Here is a 16,960-nt window from a genome sequence, read left to right as displayed (position 1 = left end):
AAAAGAAAGAGAGAGAACATGAGATATAATCAAATCATTTTACTAGTTGTATTTGCCATGAGCAGCCTATGGGCCCAGGCCCAATCCGGAAGAGTCGTGCAGGGAATGTTGCGCGATTCGGCTTCACGCGTGATTGCAGGAGCTTCCGTACAGTTGGTTTCAGACCGGGACAGCATGGTCACAAGTTCTTCGGTAGGGGGTTTCTATACATTTAATGACGTAAAAGCTGATCGCTTTAAAATTAGGGTCAACAGCATCGGTTTCGAACCTTACGAACGGGAATTTACCTACCCTACGGGTGAGGCTAAGATGATGATACCTTCCTTTGTCCTTGTAGGTATACCCAATATGCTGGAAGAAGTCGTCATTGAGGGCGTCGTGACCGTACAGGTCAAAGGCGATACCGTAGAATACTCCACCAGAGACCTCAAACTGCGCGAAGGCGCATTGGCAGAGGACGCCTTGAAAAAATTGCAAGGGGTAGAAGTGGACAAAGATGGCAATGTGACCGCACAGGGCGAATCGGTCACGCGCGTACGCATCAACGGAAAGGATTTCTTTGGAGGCGACGTGAAGACTGCCACCCAAAACCTACCGGCAAACATCATCGAAAAGATGCAGATCGTGGATGACTATGGTGATATGGCCAATCTGACCGGCAATAAATCGGGGGATTCAGAAAAGGTCTTGAACATCGTCATAGACCCGAAATACAATAAGGGTTACATGACCACTTTGCGTGTCGGAGGGGGAACAGAAGAACGCTATCAAGCCACGGGTATGTGGATGGGGCTGAACAACTCCACCCAGGTATCTGTCTTGGGCAACTTGAACAATATGAATGCCCAGTTGTTCGATTTTCAAACGATGGGCGGTGGCTCGCGCAGGCGTAGAGGCGGAGGTGGCCGTGTAGGTGGGGGTATGTTTGGCGGAGGGGCCGACGGTATTACCAATACAGGTTCGATAGGTGTCAATATCCGTCACGATTTTACCGAAAAACTCAAAGCATACGGAAGTTATTCTTATGGCCGGGATGACAACAATACGATCAGTAATAGCTTCACAGAATATATTGGACAGGCATTGGATAAAGAATCCGAGGAGGACAACAACAGTATCCGGGCCAATCACCGATTTGAAGGAAACCTGGAATGGAACATCTCGGACAAAGACTATATCAAGCTGACACCACAGTTCGGTTTTAATGACAACAGTGCAGACAATTGGTCTTTATCTACCTTTACCCAAAAATCTATCTTGGACAACATACAGGACCAGACCACGCTAACGGACATGACATCACCGCGCTATAACTTTAGCGGTCTGTATAACCGTAGGCTCAATGACAAGGGAAGAAACCTATTCTTCAATTTCAACTACGACAATGCCGTCACAGAAAACGAGTACACACAGATCCTTGACCAAAAAATCTATGACCCCAACAATCAAGGCGTCTTGCTCAGTACCATACATGAAGAGGCTATTCGTGAAGCACAAAACAAAAGCTGGAATGCGGGAGCTTCCGTATCCTATACCGAACCGCTCACAGACAAAAGCCGTCTGGAATTTTCCTACGATTACAGCGTCAATGATTACGACAACAAGGATAACCAGAACCAGAAAGCCACCGATCAGGACGATAACGATATAAGTTCTCCGAAGCTCAATTACGACTACCGTTACGATTACCAGTTTACGACCCACCGTGTGGGCGCGAGCTACATGTACGAAAACGATAAGGTCAAATATTCATTGGGTGCATCGGTACAGCCTTCCTTACTCCAAGGGGATGCCTATAATGGTCCACAGCGTGAACTGATCGACCGGAAGAATTTCAACTTTATTCCCATTGCACGGTTTGAGTACAAGTTTTCGAGACAGTCCAATCTGACATTCAACTATTCCGGCAGCTCCAATGAACCCTCGGTATCCCAGATCCTTCCCTTCGAAGTATCGACCAACCGTACATTGACCACCATCGGTAATGCGGATCTGGATCCCGAATTCAGCCACCAGATGCGTATGCGTTTCCGGTCGGGAGATTTCCAAAAAGGAAAAACTTTCTTTGCCATGCTCCGGGCCGAGCTGACACAGGACAAGATCGTATCTCTCAACAAGCGCTATACCGTTGACGGAGAAGGTCTCTTGCAGGAAATAGGTTATCGCAACGAGTCTGATCCGGTATACAGCTTAGGATCTTTCTATCATCTTGGCCGTTCCTTTAAAGACAAGACCTACAATATCATGTATATGGGAGGTGTAAACCATAACAAGAACATTTCCTATCTGGCGACAGAAGCAACTACACCTTTAGACGACTATGAAAAGAATGTGACAAAGAATACAATTATATTCCAAAACCTGTTTTTCCGCTACAACCCATCGGAAAACCTGGAGCTGAATCCGGGGGTAAGGTACACGTACAATATTACAAACTCCTCTCTATCACAGTTTGAGTCCCCCAACGTGACATCTATTGCACCGTCCTTTATTGGTTCAGTCAATATTACGCCGACAACAATCTTCGGTGCTGACCTTTCCAAATCGTTCAACAAAGGGTATTCGGATAATGTCAATCCATTCATTATCAACACCTATATCGAGCAACGGTTCCTAAAAGGCCAGCGCGGTACATTACGTTTACAGGGATTTGATTTGCTCAACGAACAGGTCAATATCAACCGTACAGTAGGCGAAGTCTTGACAGACAGCCGTACCAATAGACTCGCACGGTATTTTATGCTGACATTTACCTTTAGATTGCAGAAGTTTTCGGGTATGGCACCGCAGCAAGAAAGAAGGTTTCCGGGAGGTATGCGTCCACCGAGGATGTAAGCATAGGGAGACTTCCGAAGTTTTTAGAACTTCGGAAGTCTTTATAAAGAAAATTGCTAGATTTGCACAGACGACCTAAACAGTTCTATGCGTACCTTTCAGCAACTACATCAACCCACAGGCAGGACGCTATCCATCGACGAGCAGCAATTTCTGTTCTTTGGCGGTACAGCTTATCTGGGCCTACTGACACACCCCGACTACATCGCCCTTTTCAAGGGAGGTATTGATCGCTACGGATTAAACAACGGTACTTCACGCAGCAACAATGTACAATTGGGTATCTACGACGAAGCAGAGCAAGCCTTGTCCCTTAGATTTGGCTTTGGAACTTCTGCACTATTCTCCAGTGGCTATCTGGCGGCACAGGCTGCTGTGTCCGCACTGACAGAAGGAAAGAAGGTGTATTATGCTCCCGAAAGTCATCCCGCACTATGGCGATCCGGAAAACCCCAAACAGGTAACGTCCACGAAGATTGGCTACAACAGACCATTCAAGAGATAAATACATCGACAGACTCGGATTTTGTCCTTATATCCAATACCCTGGACAACCTCACCCCAAAAGCATACGATTTTGCGCCGATCAGCACTGTCCATCCCGACAAAAAGTTAACACTTATACTAGACGATTCGCATGGCATAGCTATCTGCAACAAAAATGCCATCAGCATCGATCCGACACCTTTTGCACAAGAGAACATAGATGTGGTCATCGTGGCTTCCCTTGCCAAAGGTCTCGGTACAGATGCCGGAATCGTATTGGGAAATCCATCTACTATCAAGCAGGTCAAAACCCATCCTATCTTCATGGGAGGATCTCCGGCGTCACCCGCTTCAATATACGCCTTATTACAAGGCAGGGAGATCTACGACAGCCAGTTTAATGCACTACAAGCAAATATATCCTTCCTGGATAGTTTCCTGCCTACCGATCAATGGCATAGAATTTCCCGTTTTCCGGTATTCACATCCGAAAATCCACATGTATACAGACATCTGCTCAAACAAAATATATTGATTTCAAGCTTCCCCTATCCCCTTCCGACCAGTCCTTTGCTCAATAGGATTGTAATATCGGCCCTACATCAACAAGAAGACCTGGAAAGATTGGTGGAAGTGCTCGCCTCCTAAACTTAAAGTTGATCCTTAATCATGCTACAACAGTGCACACCTGCTTCCTGTACGTAGACGTGCCGCGTGTGCTCGTGAAAGACAACTTCCTACACCAACAAAGGGGAAACCATACATTATCATTAATAAAATCGCAAAAAATGAAAGCAAATCGAGGGTATCCACATTAAATTTTAGTGTTTTTTTGAAAATTTTTCAAAAATCATAGCATAATCTGTTTACAAATTACTAATTTTGGAATTCTAAAATGAACATATATTTAAAAACAAATTTTTAAAACAAATTCTAGTACAATGAAAGTAGCAGTAGTAGGCGCGACAGGCCTTGTCGGGTCAGAAATGTTGAACGTATTGGCGGAACGAAATTTTCCGGTAACCGAGTTGATTCCCGTAGCATCGGAGCGTAGCAAGGGAAAAGAAATCGAGTTCAAGGGAAAGAAGTTCAAGGTTGTTACCCCAACGGAAGCTATTGCTATGAAACCGGATGTAGCTTTATTTTCGGCTGGTGGAGGTACTTCTACCGAATACGCCCCTTTATTTGCTGAAGCCGGGATCACGGTCGTGGACAACTCTTCCGCCTGGCGTATGGATCCGGCCAAAAAACTGGTCGTACCCGAAGTCAATGGTGATGTCCTGACGACAGAAGACAAGATCATTGCAAATCCGAATTGTTCGACTATCCAGATGGTGGTAGTATTGAAGCCGCTCCACGATAAATATAAAATCAAACGCGTCGTCGTTTCGACTTACCAATCTGTTACGGGAACCGGGGTGAAAGCCGTCCAACAATTGAACGACGAACGTGCAGGCGTAGAGGGCGAAAAAGCATACCCATATCAGATCGATTTGAACGTCATTCCACAAATCGATGTTTTCCAGGAAAATGGATACACCAAAGAGGAAATGAAGATGATCCTGGAGACCAACAAGATCATGCAAGATGATTCAATCAAGGTAACTGCGACAACTGTACGCATCCCCGTTATGGGAGGTCACTCCGAGTCTGTAAATATCGAGTTTGAAAACGATTTTGATCTGGACGAATTACGTGAGGCCCTACGTCAGCAAGAAGGCGTCGTCGTCGTAGACAATCCGTCAAATCTGGAATATCCTATGCCTAAAGATGCACACGGTAAAGACGAGGTCTTTGTAGGTCGTATCCGTAGAGACGAGACGCAACCCAACACTGTCAACCTGTGGATCGTGGCCGACAATCTCCGGAAAGGTGCCGCAACCAATGCCGTACAGGTAGCCGAGCTGCTGCACAAAAAAGGATTGATATAACAAAATAAAACCTACCTCGTAGAGACGCAATGCATTGCGTCTCTACTGTTTCAATTTCTTCTCATAATACATCAGCTCTTGACCAAAATGGTTATTTTTGGCTGATGGTGTCAGTTTATCATATAGATACCTGTACGTCTTAAAATCCTCCATATTAAACACCCTATTATACACCACATATGCACTGATCGGACTGTCCGGATGCGCAGATACAAATACATCCTGCTGTTGGGTCAGCCACGGAAACATCTTGTTTTGCCATAAGGTGGCTATTTGTTGGTGGAGCACCGCAGCCCGTTGATTGTCTGAAGCGTCGATATAGCTGTACATCAATTGGGATAAGCTATCTTTCTGAAGAAAAAAATCACGTTTGGCTTCAAAATATAGCGTTTCCATATCTTCCTGCAGCCGTACGTTCTTTCCGCTGGCTTTGTCCAACACCAGCCGTACCCTTGGATCCTGATCTTGATAGGCTTGTTCTATCTCCTGCTGCGATACAGGTATATTTAACCGTACAAGATAATGGGACTGCTCACGGGGAGCCAGATAAATTAAATGCTGCAATTGGTACACAGGTAGACCTTCCTCCTGATACTTATGCATCAGCCGCAACTCGGCTGGATTGACCAGTTCCCTGTCCCACGATATATTCAACAGATATACCATTGGAAACACGCTGTCTATTCTAAGCTTCATCTTGCCATCTGTCATCGTGTCGGTTGCCAAAGGCTTCCCTGTCTTGGCATTCAAAAGCTCTATGCGAGAGTCACCCGACAATGGCAGGTCAAACTCAACCTCAACATGCTTTGATGGGTTGGTGCATGCCAGCCACAAAACCGGACAGCAGACGACAAACAAATACCGCTTAGCGAGATGTAATGACAACATATACTTCAAGAATAACCTCATGGCTTTTGTCTTTCAAAAATAGGAATTATTCCCTAAACCAAAAGAGGCTGCCTTTTTTATAAAGCAGCCTCTTTCACTTTCTATATCAAGAAAAATTATCTTACCGGTGTAAACACCCAGTTGTCATCATATTTGGATGCAGAGCTCTGCCCTGTAGCCACATAGCCTTTGCCCCCGATGGAGAAGGCCACAGCACCTTCGCGGTAAGTGCCTTGGAACGCCTGGTGCTTGTCTGTCCAGCTATCCGATGAAGGATCGTACTTCCAAACGTTGCCCAATATAGTTCCTCTGTTACCACCGGCCACATAGCCGTAGTTGCCTATTGCAAAAGCAGCCGTGTTTTGACGTCTCACATCATACGTATAGCTGTCGTCTGCTCTATTAAGCGAGCTTAACCTAACCCAATTAGACCCATCGAAAGAGAAGAAATCATCCGAATACTGACCGCTTCCGATTTCCAGTCCACCGCCTACGTAAGCTTTATTACCGATCACAAAAGCAAATCCATTGACAAATTTGCTGGTGAATTTTGCTTCTATCCTCTCCCATCCATTTGTAGCAGGATCGAATTTATAAAAATCACTAAGTCCCTTTCCGGCTACAGTAGCACCCGCGCCTACATACGCATAGCCACCCAACGTAAAGGCCACAGCACCGTAACGTGCCTCACCGTCAAATGGGATAGGAATAGTTGTCCATGTACCGCTCTCCGAATCGTATTCGTAAAAATCATCAAAAGCAACAGCACCATCTCTTCCCAATCCTACATAACCTTTAGTGCCAATAGCAAATCCTACCGCTCCTTCACGTTTTCCTCCCGGAAAATCTTCTATAGGTGACCATAGTTCGTTGGAGAAAGACCATGCATCGTCCAATCTCTCATTGGTCCGCAACGCACCACCGACCACATACCCGGTATTTCCAATCTGAAAATAGGCGGCATTTCCTCTCGGATCACCTGTAAAAACAGTCGATTTTGTCCATTCTGTAGGGCCGGTATCTACCGTAGAGTCCGTATCATCACTTTTTTTACAAGCATTGAATGTCAAAGCAAATGCACCGGCTAAAAAAAGAAATAGCCAATTTTTCTTGTTCATAAATTATCTGAATTTAGTATATACAATGTTTAATTTTATTTTTGGTTCGTTATCCTCCTTTGCCAACATAGCCGTATGGACCGTGCCAAAGATATCGGGCGAGGAAACAGCCAGATACAAGCAGGTTTCCGCATAAACGGCATCGTCGAATGTCTTGATATAGTCGATCATATTGAACGTATACCGGTTGTTTTTTCCAAAAGTATCACCTGCGACCAATGGAGCCGTCTGTATGCTCGTCGCACGAGGCGCACGCACAAACGATATAGGCACCCCTGTATATTTATTGGCGATCAAGAGCATCATCGCGTTCGGATCCCGATACCCTCCATAATTGTCTCCTGTCGTCTCTACCTCCAGCTCTATCTTATTGACAGCTATATCCGGTTCGTTCAAGAACTCTTTTAACGAAGGAAACTCCAATTTTGCGACAACTCCTGTACCGGCCTGTATAAAAACATCGCCGTTGGTCGCTGTACTCGGCAGCTCACGGTCGACATGCGTCAAGGGTGAAAAATCCGTACCCGACCTGTCATAACTGACATGATTGTACTGATAAGCCTTCGAGCCTGTCGTAATCACCTTTTTACCGACCTTTCTAACACCATCAATCCCCATATAAGAGTAGTTGATGTCCAGGTATATTGTATCATTCAGCCCTAGGACAACCGTATTATCATCGTCCGGAACAATCGTCAATCCTTTGAGATACTGCTGAAAATTTGTATTCGACGATACATCCCAATGCCCTGTACTGATCTTGTCAAAGATTTCCTGTCCGAAAGCATCATCCAACTGTACACTCAATGTATCTATCGATTGGACCCAAGGATCAAATGTCAGCGAACCTAAAGCCATCGCCTCGTAATCAAACTGCTGATCCGAAAAGATAGTAGCCCCAGTCACATACACAGGGACATTGTTCGTGCCGACGATCGGAGCGATATTCAGCGTTTCGATATCCTCGACCACGCGGTGTACATAGAAAGTCTGACTTTGGGTTGTATCCCCGTAGTAATACCGGGACGCGTTGGGTGTCAGCAACAGATTGACAGACTCAAACGTAGCGTCTTCGGGAAGATTGCTTGCGAAATCCATCAGCTCCACCCTAAAATAGGAAGAAGCTGTTGTCGAGCCTATTTCGGCCCGCGTAGCTTTACCCACCAACAAAGTACCGGTATTGGCTGAGGGCAGATATTCCAGCTGCACGGTCGATACCTGCACAGGCAGGGAATTCTTCATGACACCTATATCCTCATTCAAGCCACCTAGAGACATCCCTAGCTCTTTGTTACAACTGCCGAAGATAGAAAGCAAAATCCCCAAGAAAGAAAATAAAATATATCTAATTCGCATTGATTGCTTCATAAAATCTCACTGTCTGCAAATGTAACTAATCCCGACTGTTAATATGTGTTATAATATGTTAAATGTCAATAAAACAGTACAAGGTGCAAATCTAACAATTTAAATTTGTTTTAATCATGTTAAAAAAGTATAAAATATTAGTATCCTTGATCGCCCTAATCCTGTTGGGAATCATAGTCGTGATTTCGATCTGGCTATACGGCATATACCAAAACAAACAGGAGATGTTGGTGTCCGAGGTCGAAAGATCGCTTTTCAATGCAGTACAGACCTACTATAGCTCAAATGATCAGGCTCAAATAGAACGCAACCGCCCTTTTGACAGGGATGGAAAGGCTCTCATGCAGGAAATCGAAAAGCTTTATCCCGACATAGATAAAGAAAAACTACAAGGTATCTGGGATAGTCTGCGGGCCGAGCGCACGCGTTATTTTGAGAGAAGATTCAAATCACGATCTACCCCTCCTTCGTTCATGTTGCCACATTTGGATATCGATGACGATAGCCGGAAGGAAATCAACAAACTTTTGGACAAATCGCTTAAGTCCAAAGGTATCGCGGTAAAAGTAAGGATACACACACTAACAGAGCCCACTGACACACCCCAACCCAGACGCAGGAGGTACGAAATCACGCCAAAAGGAGATATAAATACAAGACCGATCCTCATCAATCCCGACAAAAATCTCTTGCTCATGTGCAAAATAGAAAATCCCTTTTTCTATCTGTTGGGAAGGATGTCATTGCAGACCATCATGTCCATAGCCCTTGTTTTGGCATTGATCACTACATTCGGTTATCTGCTGATGACGATCAATAAACAAAATAAACAGGCCCTACTGCGGAAGTCCTTTGTCAACAACATGACACACGAACTCAAAACACCGGTAGCTACAGTAATGGCTGCTATTGAAGCCGTACAACGCTATGGCGCACGGGACGACAAGGTGAAGATGGCCAAATATCTTGACATATCGCATCGAGAATTGGAACACCTGTCTAAGCTCATCGAGCGTGTATTGCAATTGGATATGGACGGCGTAAGCGGCCTGGTACTGGACAAAGTGGATTTTGATCTGAATGAACTACTACAGGAATGTATAGAGACAGCCAAACTGAGTTGCCAAAAACCTATTGAGATCGATTTTTCAACGAATGAAGCATCTATTAACTACATGGGGGATAGATCCCACATCAAAAACGTTTTCACCAACCTGTTGGACAATGCCATCAAGTATTCCAATGAAAAAGCACATATCCTTGTACGTACAGATATATCCGAAAAGGACATCAACATCACTATACAAGACCATGGCCAGGGCATAGATGAGAAATACCTCAACGATATATTCGATATGTTTTTTAGAGTACCCCTTGGACATCTACATCCGGTCAAAGGTTTTGGTCTGGGTTTGTCCTATGTCAAGCTGATTATCGAAAAACACGGAGGTCGTGTCAGCGTACAGAGTAAGCCCGGAGAAGGCTCTACTTTTAAGGTCATACTACCATATTAAAGCTTCCCGAAGTCTTGCCCATGAGTGGCCTGCGGGACTTCGGAAGACTCTGTTAAACCTCTTTTATTTTATAGATTGAATTGATATGATAAAAGTCCTATACGTCGAAGATGAAGAAAGCCTCGCACTCATTGTAGCAGATAGTTTGGAGGATTACGGTTTTGAAGTCATACATCGAACCAACGGCCAGGATGCACTTTCTCTGTTTAAGAAAGACAAACCCGATGTACTGGTTATTGACATCATGATGCCTCTAATGGACGGGTTTACTTTAGCTACTGAAATAAGGAAAATGGATATGCAGGTTCCGATCCTGTTCCTTTCGGCCATGACCCAAACCGAAGATGTCGTCAAAGGCTTTCATCTTGGAGCCAATGATTATGTTCGCAAACCGTTCAAAATAGAAGAACTGATCGTTCGGATAGAAGCCTTGGCCAAGAAGTCCCGAAGAACAGGACCGCAGGTATTCTATATAGGAAACTACATCTTGGACACCAATAAAAATACATTGACCATCGGCCAACATGTTGAGAAATTATCTTTTCGTGAAAGCGAGCTGTTACGCCGCCTGTTTGAGCACAAAGATACAGTCGTTCCCCGCGAAGATATCATCCGTACGTACTGGAACGATGATACCTATTTCACCGGAAGGAGTCTCGATGTGTTTATCAGCCGCATCCGTAAATATCTGGCGCAGGACGAAAGGATCAAGATCACCAATATACGCGGCATTGGCTATATGATGAGCATAGGGTAAGTCAAGCTTTAACAAATGGCAAAAATCAAGTATCTTTAAAAGAAAATACACCCTGCTACCGAGCCATGTTGGACAAATTCAATCGGCGTTCTATACGTTTACACGGTTATGATTATAGCCAAGAAGGTCTATACTTTGTCACTTTATGTGTGCAGAACAGACTCCGTTTATTCGGAGAAATTGTCGACAGCGAGATGCTTCTAAACCAAGCAGGTGAGTATGCACAGACCTGTTGGTTAGAAATTCTGAAACATTTTCCCAATGTCAATCTGCATGAATTTGTTATTATGCCAAACCATATACACGGTATCATTGAAATTGTAGGGGCAAAAAATTTTTTGCCCTCAAATGTTAATACGTCTAGGGATTATCCGCAAAATAAGGCGAAAGATATTTCGCCCCTACACGGAACGTCCAAAACAATCGGTTCCATTGTACGTGGATTTAAAATCGGAGTTACCAAATGGTGTCGTCATCATACCGATATATATAATGTTTGGCAACGTAATTATTATGAACACATTATCCGTGACTTTAATGATTATGGACGGATTGTAGATTATATACAGGACAATCCTTCAAACTGGCCACAAGATGATTTGTTTTTTTAATTGCAGACAAAGGGTGAATCTTAATTTCGCTTACCCCTCTGACCTGTGCCAAACTGCCTCAGATTGTAGGAGAAAGACATCAGGAAATAACGGGTCAAGGTATTTGAAACCACATCGGTCACAGCTTCATCATTGACGCTCCTTCTTACGTTCTTGGCATTGTTCAATAGGTCAAAACCCTTGACAGCAAGCTCAGCATTCTGCTTCTTGAACAGCTTGTACCCTATCGAAGCACTCCACAAGGTCATCTTTATGGGCTCGCTTTCCTCAAAACCCGTATCAAAAAAGTATGAAAGATTGGAATTGACCACAAATCTTTTTGGCAATTCGATAGTCGTATTGTTACTGATGCGATGCACGTACACGTTATATTTTGCCACACGTGCGGCAGCATTTTCATAATAATTGGCATTGATATGATAGCTCAGCCCGATGACATATTTTTTCTTGATATTTGAGTTGAAGCCAAAACTTTGTGAAAATCCATAGGAAATATCTTTCAGCAATTCCTCGTTGAGGATCACATAATCATTGTTATAAAACACATTCGTATTGAAATTGAGGTTCAACTTCCATTTCTTGATCGGGAGACCATAGCTGTTGCGTGCCCGAAAAGCATACGCTCCATCTTTGTTCTCGGGTATCACATACCTTCCTCCCTCACGAAGGATGATACGGGGTGTTGTCTCCGTCTCCGGAAAGAGTACCGTATCTTTTTCGGGCCTTAGGATAGAGTTGATGATCTTATTGTTAAAGTAATCAAATTGTATGTTCGTATTGAGACTTCTACCCGTCTTCTTGTTGACATCTTTGTATTGAAATTTAACCAAATGTGCGTACTCTTGGTTCAAGTTGGGATTTCCATTGGTAATGTTCAGTTCATTCGCATTATTGATAAAATCCTGCAATTGGTTGATCGTCGGCGTACGCGTTTCCGTATTATAGTTGACTTCAAGATTCCGCTCCTTTGACAAGTGGTAGACTAAGGTAAGACTCGGCAGAAAACTATTAAAGTCTGCCACGGTGTAGATCGGACGAGGGACTGTCCGGTCATTTTTACGTACGCCATGCTCATAGTTGAGGCCGGCCTGCACACGTATCTTGTCCTTCTTATTGTAGATATAGGCTAGACCACCTCCGTGATAAACAAAGTCATTTCTAAACGCATTGGACAAGCGATCCCTCAACTCGCCCAACTGTCCTGTCTCGGCCAGAAATTCATACGTTTTCCGGTCTGAATATCCAACTGTATTTCTAAAGCTATAGTTTGCCTGCAAACGACTGGCTCGAGAAATAGTTTCTGTAAAAGCCAGACGGCTGCGGAGCCCGGACCCATAGCCATCTGTCATGCTTTGGTTATTATTAGTATCCCTACGGGATTCAATGTCATTTTTGTAATAGGATGTGACGGCCAAGCTAAGGGCCTCAGCCTCGTTGCTGCTCTTGTTGCCCGACATACTCAACGAAATAGTTCTTCCTCGTTTCTTAAAACGGTGCATATAGGTCAGGGATCCTCCAAAATTGAAATTCGAGCTGTTGGTGTGGCTAGAGCGGTCGGAGCTATTGAGCATAGCTTCTTCTTTTAACGTCCGGAAATCACTGATAATTTCCCTGCCGCTTGTCGTATATCGAATATTAGGTGCAATATCTAAGCGGTTAGCCGAGTCTATATTCCATCTTAAGCGGGAGTTAAGTTTATGTTCGTTGCCCAATATATCCGAAAATTGATGCTGATCTCTGAACTGATTAACCTTTCTGGTGCTGATATATTCGATATTGGATATAGATGTGGTCGCCGTAGCGAGTGAGCGATAATTATAATCTGCGCTTAGCTCCAAATTTTTATTCAAATACGTGTTTGTAAAGTTGACTGCTGCCGCATACGTATCCGATAGCCCCCTATCCGTATTGCTATTGCCACGACGTACACCTCCCCTTCCCTGTTCGGCAAAATTTGTTTCGTTGATGTTATTGGCCATAACATTGATTGCCAATTTTTTGTCACCGGCAAACTGGTTGACATTCGCGTTCACACCGAACTTTTCTGCTGCGCCTACCCCGGCGTTGGCTTTGCCAAAATAGCCGTGCCTCCGCTCAGGCTTGGTCACGATATTGATGACCTTGTTGCGCGTGCCATCATCAAAGCCCGAAAACCGGGCTTGCTCACTCTTCTCATCGATGATCTGTATCTTGGATATGATCTCTGCCGGCAAGGATTTCAATGCAATCCGCGGATCCGTACTGAAAAACTCTTTGCCGTCTACAACGATTTTAGTCACTTGCTCACCATGAGCGGAAACGTTACCATCTTCATCAATCATGACGCCGGGCACCTGAGCTATGAGCTCATCCGAATCGGCAAATTCGCGTGTAGAAAAGTTTCGCGCATCAAACTCCATCGTATCGGTACGCAGGGAAACCATCTGCGGAGCAGTAATCTCTACCTCTTCCAAAGCGATCTCCGACGGTTCGAGCCTAAAAAGAAGGTGAACCGGCTTTCCCGAAAAAGTTATGCTTTGCCTTTCGGTTTTATAACCGACATAATGAACCTTTACGGTATATTGACCCGGTTTGAAATTTACCTTATTGAAGACTCCACGGGCGTTGCTACTCAGTACGGATTTGGTCGAATCCGCTAGACTCTCTACATTGATCGTGACTCCCTGTATGGGTTTTGCACTGGTCTTATCAATGATATTGCCCGTCAAATTATTTTGTCCATAGACATCAATGTTGCCAAAGTAGCAAAAAACAAATATTATTATTGCAAAAAATATACGTATCACTCAGGTTTTTTGTAATTAAACTGTAATTATAATAAATTTTGAGGTATAGACACAATATGTCTTGAAAATGATACAAAAAACATAGGGAATGGAGAGGTTGCATGCAACGTCTCTACATAAGACAAATATAAATAGATATATTTGTCCTGTAAATCTAGTCAGCAGTATGAAAGAAGATATGTATAGCCGAAAAGAAAGAATTATGCATTCCGCGTTGAACTTGTTTGCAGAAAAAGGTTATTCGGACACTTCTACAAAAGAGATATCTATCCATGCCGGTGTTTCCGAAGCCTTGATCTTTAAGCATTTTGGCAATAAAGATGCCTTATTGTCCCATTTGATCAAGGCTGGCTATAGAAGGGTACTGCAACAACACAGAGGTATGCTGACCTATAAAAACGCAAAAGATTTTCTGAAAAACATGATTTCCCTCCCCCATAAGCTCGTAACGGAGGAACCCCTGTTTTGGAAAATGCAAAGAAGACTTTCATATATGTCTTTTTCGAAATCACAACATGAACTATTCATCAAGCCCGTACAGCCCATCATCTTAAAAGCTTTTACGGAACTGGGCTATGAAACCCCTGAAATCGAAACCGAGTTTTTATTGCTGGTAATCGATATGCTATGGAAGAAAGAGGCTTTCAATGAATTGGAGCATCCCGAAGAGGTCACCCTTCTGTTAGAAAAAAAATATAATTTAATATAATATATTTGTTTTTGCCTTTTTACACAACTAAACATGCAAAAACGTGCTAATTTTTGCGTAAAATTCCCTTTATTTGGTTTGGATTTATTTTTGCTATTATGATAAAAAACCTCGTATCGTTTATTATTTGTCTTTTGCTTACGACGATTTCCTATGCACAGCAAAAAGCCGATTTTGTGACATTTATCCATCAACAACACCGTTGGGTAGACTCTGTATTTGCCAAATTGACTCCTAAGGAGCGCATAGGCCAACTTTTTTTGGTAAGGGCGCATACCGATCGGGGAGCAAAATATATAGATTCTGTCGCAAAGGTCATTGAAAAAGAACAATTGGGGGGATTGGTGGTATTTCAAGGTGGCCCGGTACGCCATGTAGATATGCTGAATAGGTATCAAAAAATAGCCAAAGTGCCTTTGCTCGTTACATTTGATGGGGAGTGGGGTTTGGGTATGCGGTTACCGGATTCTACCTTGTCTTTCCCCTATCAGATGACTTTAGGTGCTATACAGGATAACCGTCTTCTATATGATATGGGGAGAGAAGTAGCAAAAGATTTTCTAAGGATGGGTATGCATTTCAATTTTGCACCCGTCGTAGATATCAACAACAATCCTAAAAATCCGGTCATCAACTTTCGCTCCTTCGGCGACAACAAATTCAACGTGACCAACAAAGGCAAGGCCTACATGAAAGGCATGGTAGACGGTGGGATCATTGCTTCGCTCAAACATTTTCCGGGACATGGTGATACGGACGTAGACTCACATTATGATCTCCCTCAATTGAATTTTTCCCGAGACCGGCTGAACAACTTGGAAATGTATCCTTTCAAGGAACTGATCAATGCCGGAGCACCTGCTGTCATGGTCGCGCACATGCACATTCCTGCATTGGATGCTACACCTAATATCCCTTCCTCGATTTCCAAAAAAGTGGTAACCGACATTTTACGACAAGAACTTGGCTTCAAAGGGCTTGCCGTAACAGATGCCATGGATATGAAAGGCGTAAAAAAATTTTTTCCGAAGGGTGAGGCCGACGTCAGAGCCATCGAAGCAGGAAATGATCTATTGGAAATATCGGAAAACAGTGCTCGAGCTATCACATTGGTAGAGCAATCTATCAAAAACGGTCGGCTTAAACAAAGTGACATAGATGCACGTGTAAAGAAGGTACTTGCCGCCAAGTATTGGTTAGGTCTGCACAATTATAGACCGGCCAATAGAAATGGCCTGATCACAGACCTCAACAGACCCACGACAAAATCATTGATCCAACGGATGGCGGACGCATCCGTGACTTTGCTCCGCTATGGAAAGAGCCTTCACAACTTTGATCCAAAACAGCATACCGCTGTAGTCAGTGTAGGTATAGCCCAATCCCAGGATTTCGAAAAAGGATTGGCTCCAAGATTAACAGATGCCCAGAATTTTTACATCAACGGCACAGAGACTGCCGAACAACTTAAGGAATTGATAAAAGAAGTACGTGATCACCGACAAATTGTACTGGTTGTCCATGACAATCAGTCAAGACCGCGGAGTGAACTCAATCTCTCCGATCCGGTAAAAGATTTTATAGACAAACTAGCGGGGAGAAGAACCATATCTATTTTATTTACCAATCCTTATGCGTTGAACAGTATCAATGTCGGCAGGAGCAATACGATCATCATGGCTTATCAGAACGATGATTTTATGCAACGGGCAGCCCTAAAAGTCGTACTGAAACAGATCAGACCCACAGGGAAGCTACCTGTGACCGTTAACAAGACCTTCTCTTATGGCAAGGGATTATAAAAAGGGCGATTATATACTTTAGCAACCAGCCCGTCATTTCGACGAAGAATGAGGAGAAATCTATGGATGAATTGGATTAATGTACTATCTGGCCATAGATTTCTCTTCGTCGTACCTCCTCATCGAAATGACGACAAAGTTTGGTTAAAGAAATA

12 protein-coding genes are annotated in these 16,960 nt (G+C 43.7%); 8 read left to right on the top strand and 4 right to left on the bottom strand.

The genetic code is table 11. The features are described from left to right. Positions 1 to 18: 18 nt before the first annotated feature. The 3 genes from G5B00_RS04990 to G5B00_RS04980 all read left to right on the top strand — a co-directional run bounded on the left by G5B00_RS04990 (position 19) and on the right by G5B00_RS04980 (position 5,252). Positions 19 to 2,835 (top strand): TonB-dependent receptor, encoded by a 2,817-nt coding sequence (locus G5B00_RS04990; RefSeq protein WP_163872168.1) that lies wholly within the window; start codon positions 19 to 21, stop codon positions 2,833 to 2,835. Positions 2,836 to 2,922: 87 nt separating this feature from the next. Further along, a complete protein-coding gene (locus tag G5B00_RS04985) occupies positions 2,923 to 3,969 on the top strand; it encodes an aminotransferase class I/II-fold pyridoxal phosphate-dependent enzyme (protein WP_163872167.1) in 1,047 nt (348 codons plus the stop codon). 293 nt (positions 3,970 to 4,262) lie between these two features. Continuing rightward, positions 4,263 to 5,252: an aspartate-semialdehyde dehydrogenase gene (locus G5B00_RS04980; protein ID WP_163872166.1), complete on the top strand. Its 990-nt coding sequence runs from the start codon at positions 4,263 to 4,265 to the stop codon at positions 5,250 to 5,252. A 42-nt stretch (positions 5,253 to 5,294) separates the two neighbouring features. Here G5B00_RS04980 and G5B00_RS04975 read toward each other — a convergent pair whose 3' ends face one another. The 3 genes from G5B00_RS04975 to G5B00_RS04965 all read right to left on the bottom strand — a co-directional run bounded on the left by G5B00_RS04975 (position 5,295) and on the right by G5B00_RS04965 (position 8,536). Beyond that, the gene (locus G5B00_RS04975) at positions 5,295 to 6,161 is read right to left on the bottom strand and encodes a hypothetical protein (protein WP_163872165.1); all 867 of its coding nucleotides are present in this window, start codon (positions 6,159 to 6,161) and stop codon (positions 5,295 to 5,297) included. Positions 6,162 to 6,256: 95 nt separating this feature from the next. Beyond that, positions 6,257 to 7,258 carry a Kelch repeat-containing protein gene (locus G5B00_RS04970; protein ID WP_163872164.1) on the bottom strand — a complete coding sequence of 334 codons (1,002 nt, stop codon included), beginning with the start codon at positions 7,256 to 7,258 and terminating at the stop codon, positions 6,257 to 6,259. 3 nt (positions 7,259 to 7,261) lie between these two features. Further along, positions 7,262 to 8,536 (bottom strand): DUF4270 family protein, encoded by a 1,275-nt coding sequence (locus tag G5B00_RS04965; protein WP_163872163.1) that lies wholly within the window; start codon positions 8,534 to 8,536, stop codon positions 7,262 to 7,264. 206 nt (positions 8,537 to 8,742) lie between these two features. Between G5B00_RS04965 and G5B00_RS04960 the strand changes: the two genes are divergently transcribed. The 3 genes from G5B00_RS04960 (at position 8,743) to G5B00_RS04950 (ending at position 11,508) form a co-directional block, all read left to right on the top strand. Further along, positions 8,743 to 10,140 (top strand): sensor histidine kinase, encoded by a 1,398-nt coding sequence (locus G5B00_RS04960; RefSeq protein WP_163872162.1) that lies wholly within the window; start codon positions 8,743 to 8,745, stop codon positions 10,138 to 10,140. Between the two features lie 85 nt (positions 10,141 to 10,225). Next, positions 10,226 to 10,897 carry a response regulator transcription factor gene (locus G5B00_RS04955; RefSeq protein WP_163872161.1) on the top strand — a complete coding sequence of 224 codons (672 nt, stop codon included), beginning with the start codon at positions 10,226 to 10,228 and terminating at the stop codon, positions 10,895 to 10,897. Positions 10,898 to 11,046: 149 nt separating this feature from the next. Then, the gene (locus tag G5B00_RS04950; RefSeq protein WP_205966306.1) at positions 11,047 to 11,508 is read left to right on the top strand and encodes a transposase; all 462 of its coding nucleotides are present in this window, start codon (positions 11,047 to 11,049) and stop codon (positions 11,506 to 11,508) included. Positions 11,509 to 11,528: 20 nt separating this feature from the next. Here the strand turns inward: G5B00_RS04950 and G5B00_RS04945 are convergent, their stop codons facing one another. Further along, positions 11,529 to 14,294, bottom strand: coding sequence for an outer membrane beta-barrel protein (locus G5B00_RS04945; RefSeq protein WP_163872159.1), 2,766 nt, complete (start codon positions 14,292 to 14,294; stop codon positions 11,529 to 11,531). A gap of 166 nt (positions 14,295 to 14,460) precedes the next feature. Between G5B00_RS04945 and G5B00_RS04940 the strand changes: the two genes are divergently transcribed. Next, a complete protein-coding gene (locus tag G5B00_RS04940; RefSeq protein ID WP_163872158.1) occupies positions 14,461 to 15,003 on the top strand; it encodes a TetR/AcrR family transcriptional regulator in 543 nt (180 codons plus the stop codon). A 98-nt stretch (positions 15,004 to 15,101) separates the two neighbouring features. After that, the gene (locus G5B00_RS04935) at positions 15,102 to 16,805 is read left to right on the top strand and encodes a glycoside hydrolase family 3 protein (protein ID WP_163872157.1); all 1,704 of its coding nucleotides are present in this window, start codon (positions 15,102 to 15,104) and stop codon (positions 16,803 to 16,805) included. The last annotated feature ends 155 nt before the right edge of the window (positions 16,806 to 16,960 follow it).

This window comes from Parapedobacter sp. SGR-10, assembly GCF_011030405.1.
Classification (GTDB): domain Bacteria; phylum Bacteroidota; class Bacteroidia; order Sphingobacteriales; family Sphingobacteriaceae; genus Sphingobacterium.
The sequence above is the reverse complement of the archived record's forward strand: the minus strand, read 5'-3'. Positions and strand labels throughout refer to the sequence as shown.

What these genes read in the sequence shown, in the direction of transcription:
- G5B00_RS04990 (WP_163872168.1), top strand. Translation starts at nt 19, where the DNA reads ATGAGATATAATCAAATCATTTTACTAGTTGTATTTGCCATGAGCAGC.
- G5B00_RS04985 (WP_163872167.1), top strand. Translation starts at nt 2,923, where the DNA reads ATGCGTACCTTTCAGCAACTACATCAACCCACAGGCAGGACGCTATCC.
- G5B00_RS04980 (WP_163872166.1), top strand. Translation starts at nt 4,263, where the DNA reads ATGAAAGTAGCAGTAGTAGGCGCGACAGGCCTTGTCGGGTCAGAAATG.
- G5B00_RS04975 (WP_163872165.1), bottom strand. Translation starts at nt 6,161, where the DNA reads ATGAGGTTATTCTTGAAGTATATGTTGTCATTACATCTCGCTAAGCGG.
- G5B00_RS04970 (WP_163872164.1), bottom strand. Translation starts at nt 7,258, where the DNA reads ATGAACAAGAAAAATTGGCTATTTCTTTTTTTAGCCGGTGCATTTGCT.
- G5B00_RS04965 (WP_163872163.1), bottom strand. Translation starts at nt 8,536, where the DNA reads ATGTCTCTAGGTGGCTTGAATGAGGATATAGGTGTCATGAAGAATTCC.
- G5B00_RS04960 (WP_163872162.1), top strand. Translation starts at nt 8,743, where the DNA reads ATGTTAAAAAAGTATAAAATATTAGTATCCTTGATCGCCCTAATCCTG.
- G5B00_RS04955 (WP_163872161.1), top strand. Translation starts at nt 10,226, where the DNA reads ATGATAAAAGTCCTATACGTCGAAGATGAAGAAAGCCTCGCACTCATT.
- G5B00_RS04940 (WP_163872158.1), top strand. Translation starts at nt 14,461, where the DNA reads ATGAAAGAAGATATGTATAGCCGAAAAGAAAGAATTATGCATTCCGCG.
- G5B00_RS04935 (WP_163872157.1), top strand. Translation starts at nt 15,102, where the DNA reads ATGATAAAAAACCTCGTATCGTTTATTATTTGTCTTTTGCTTACGACG.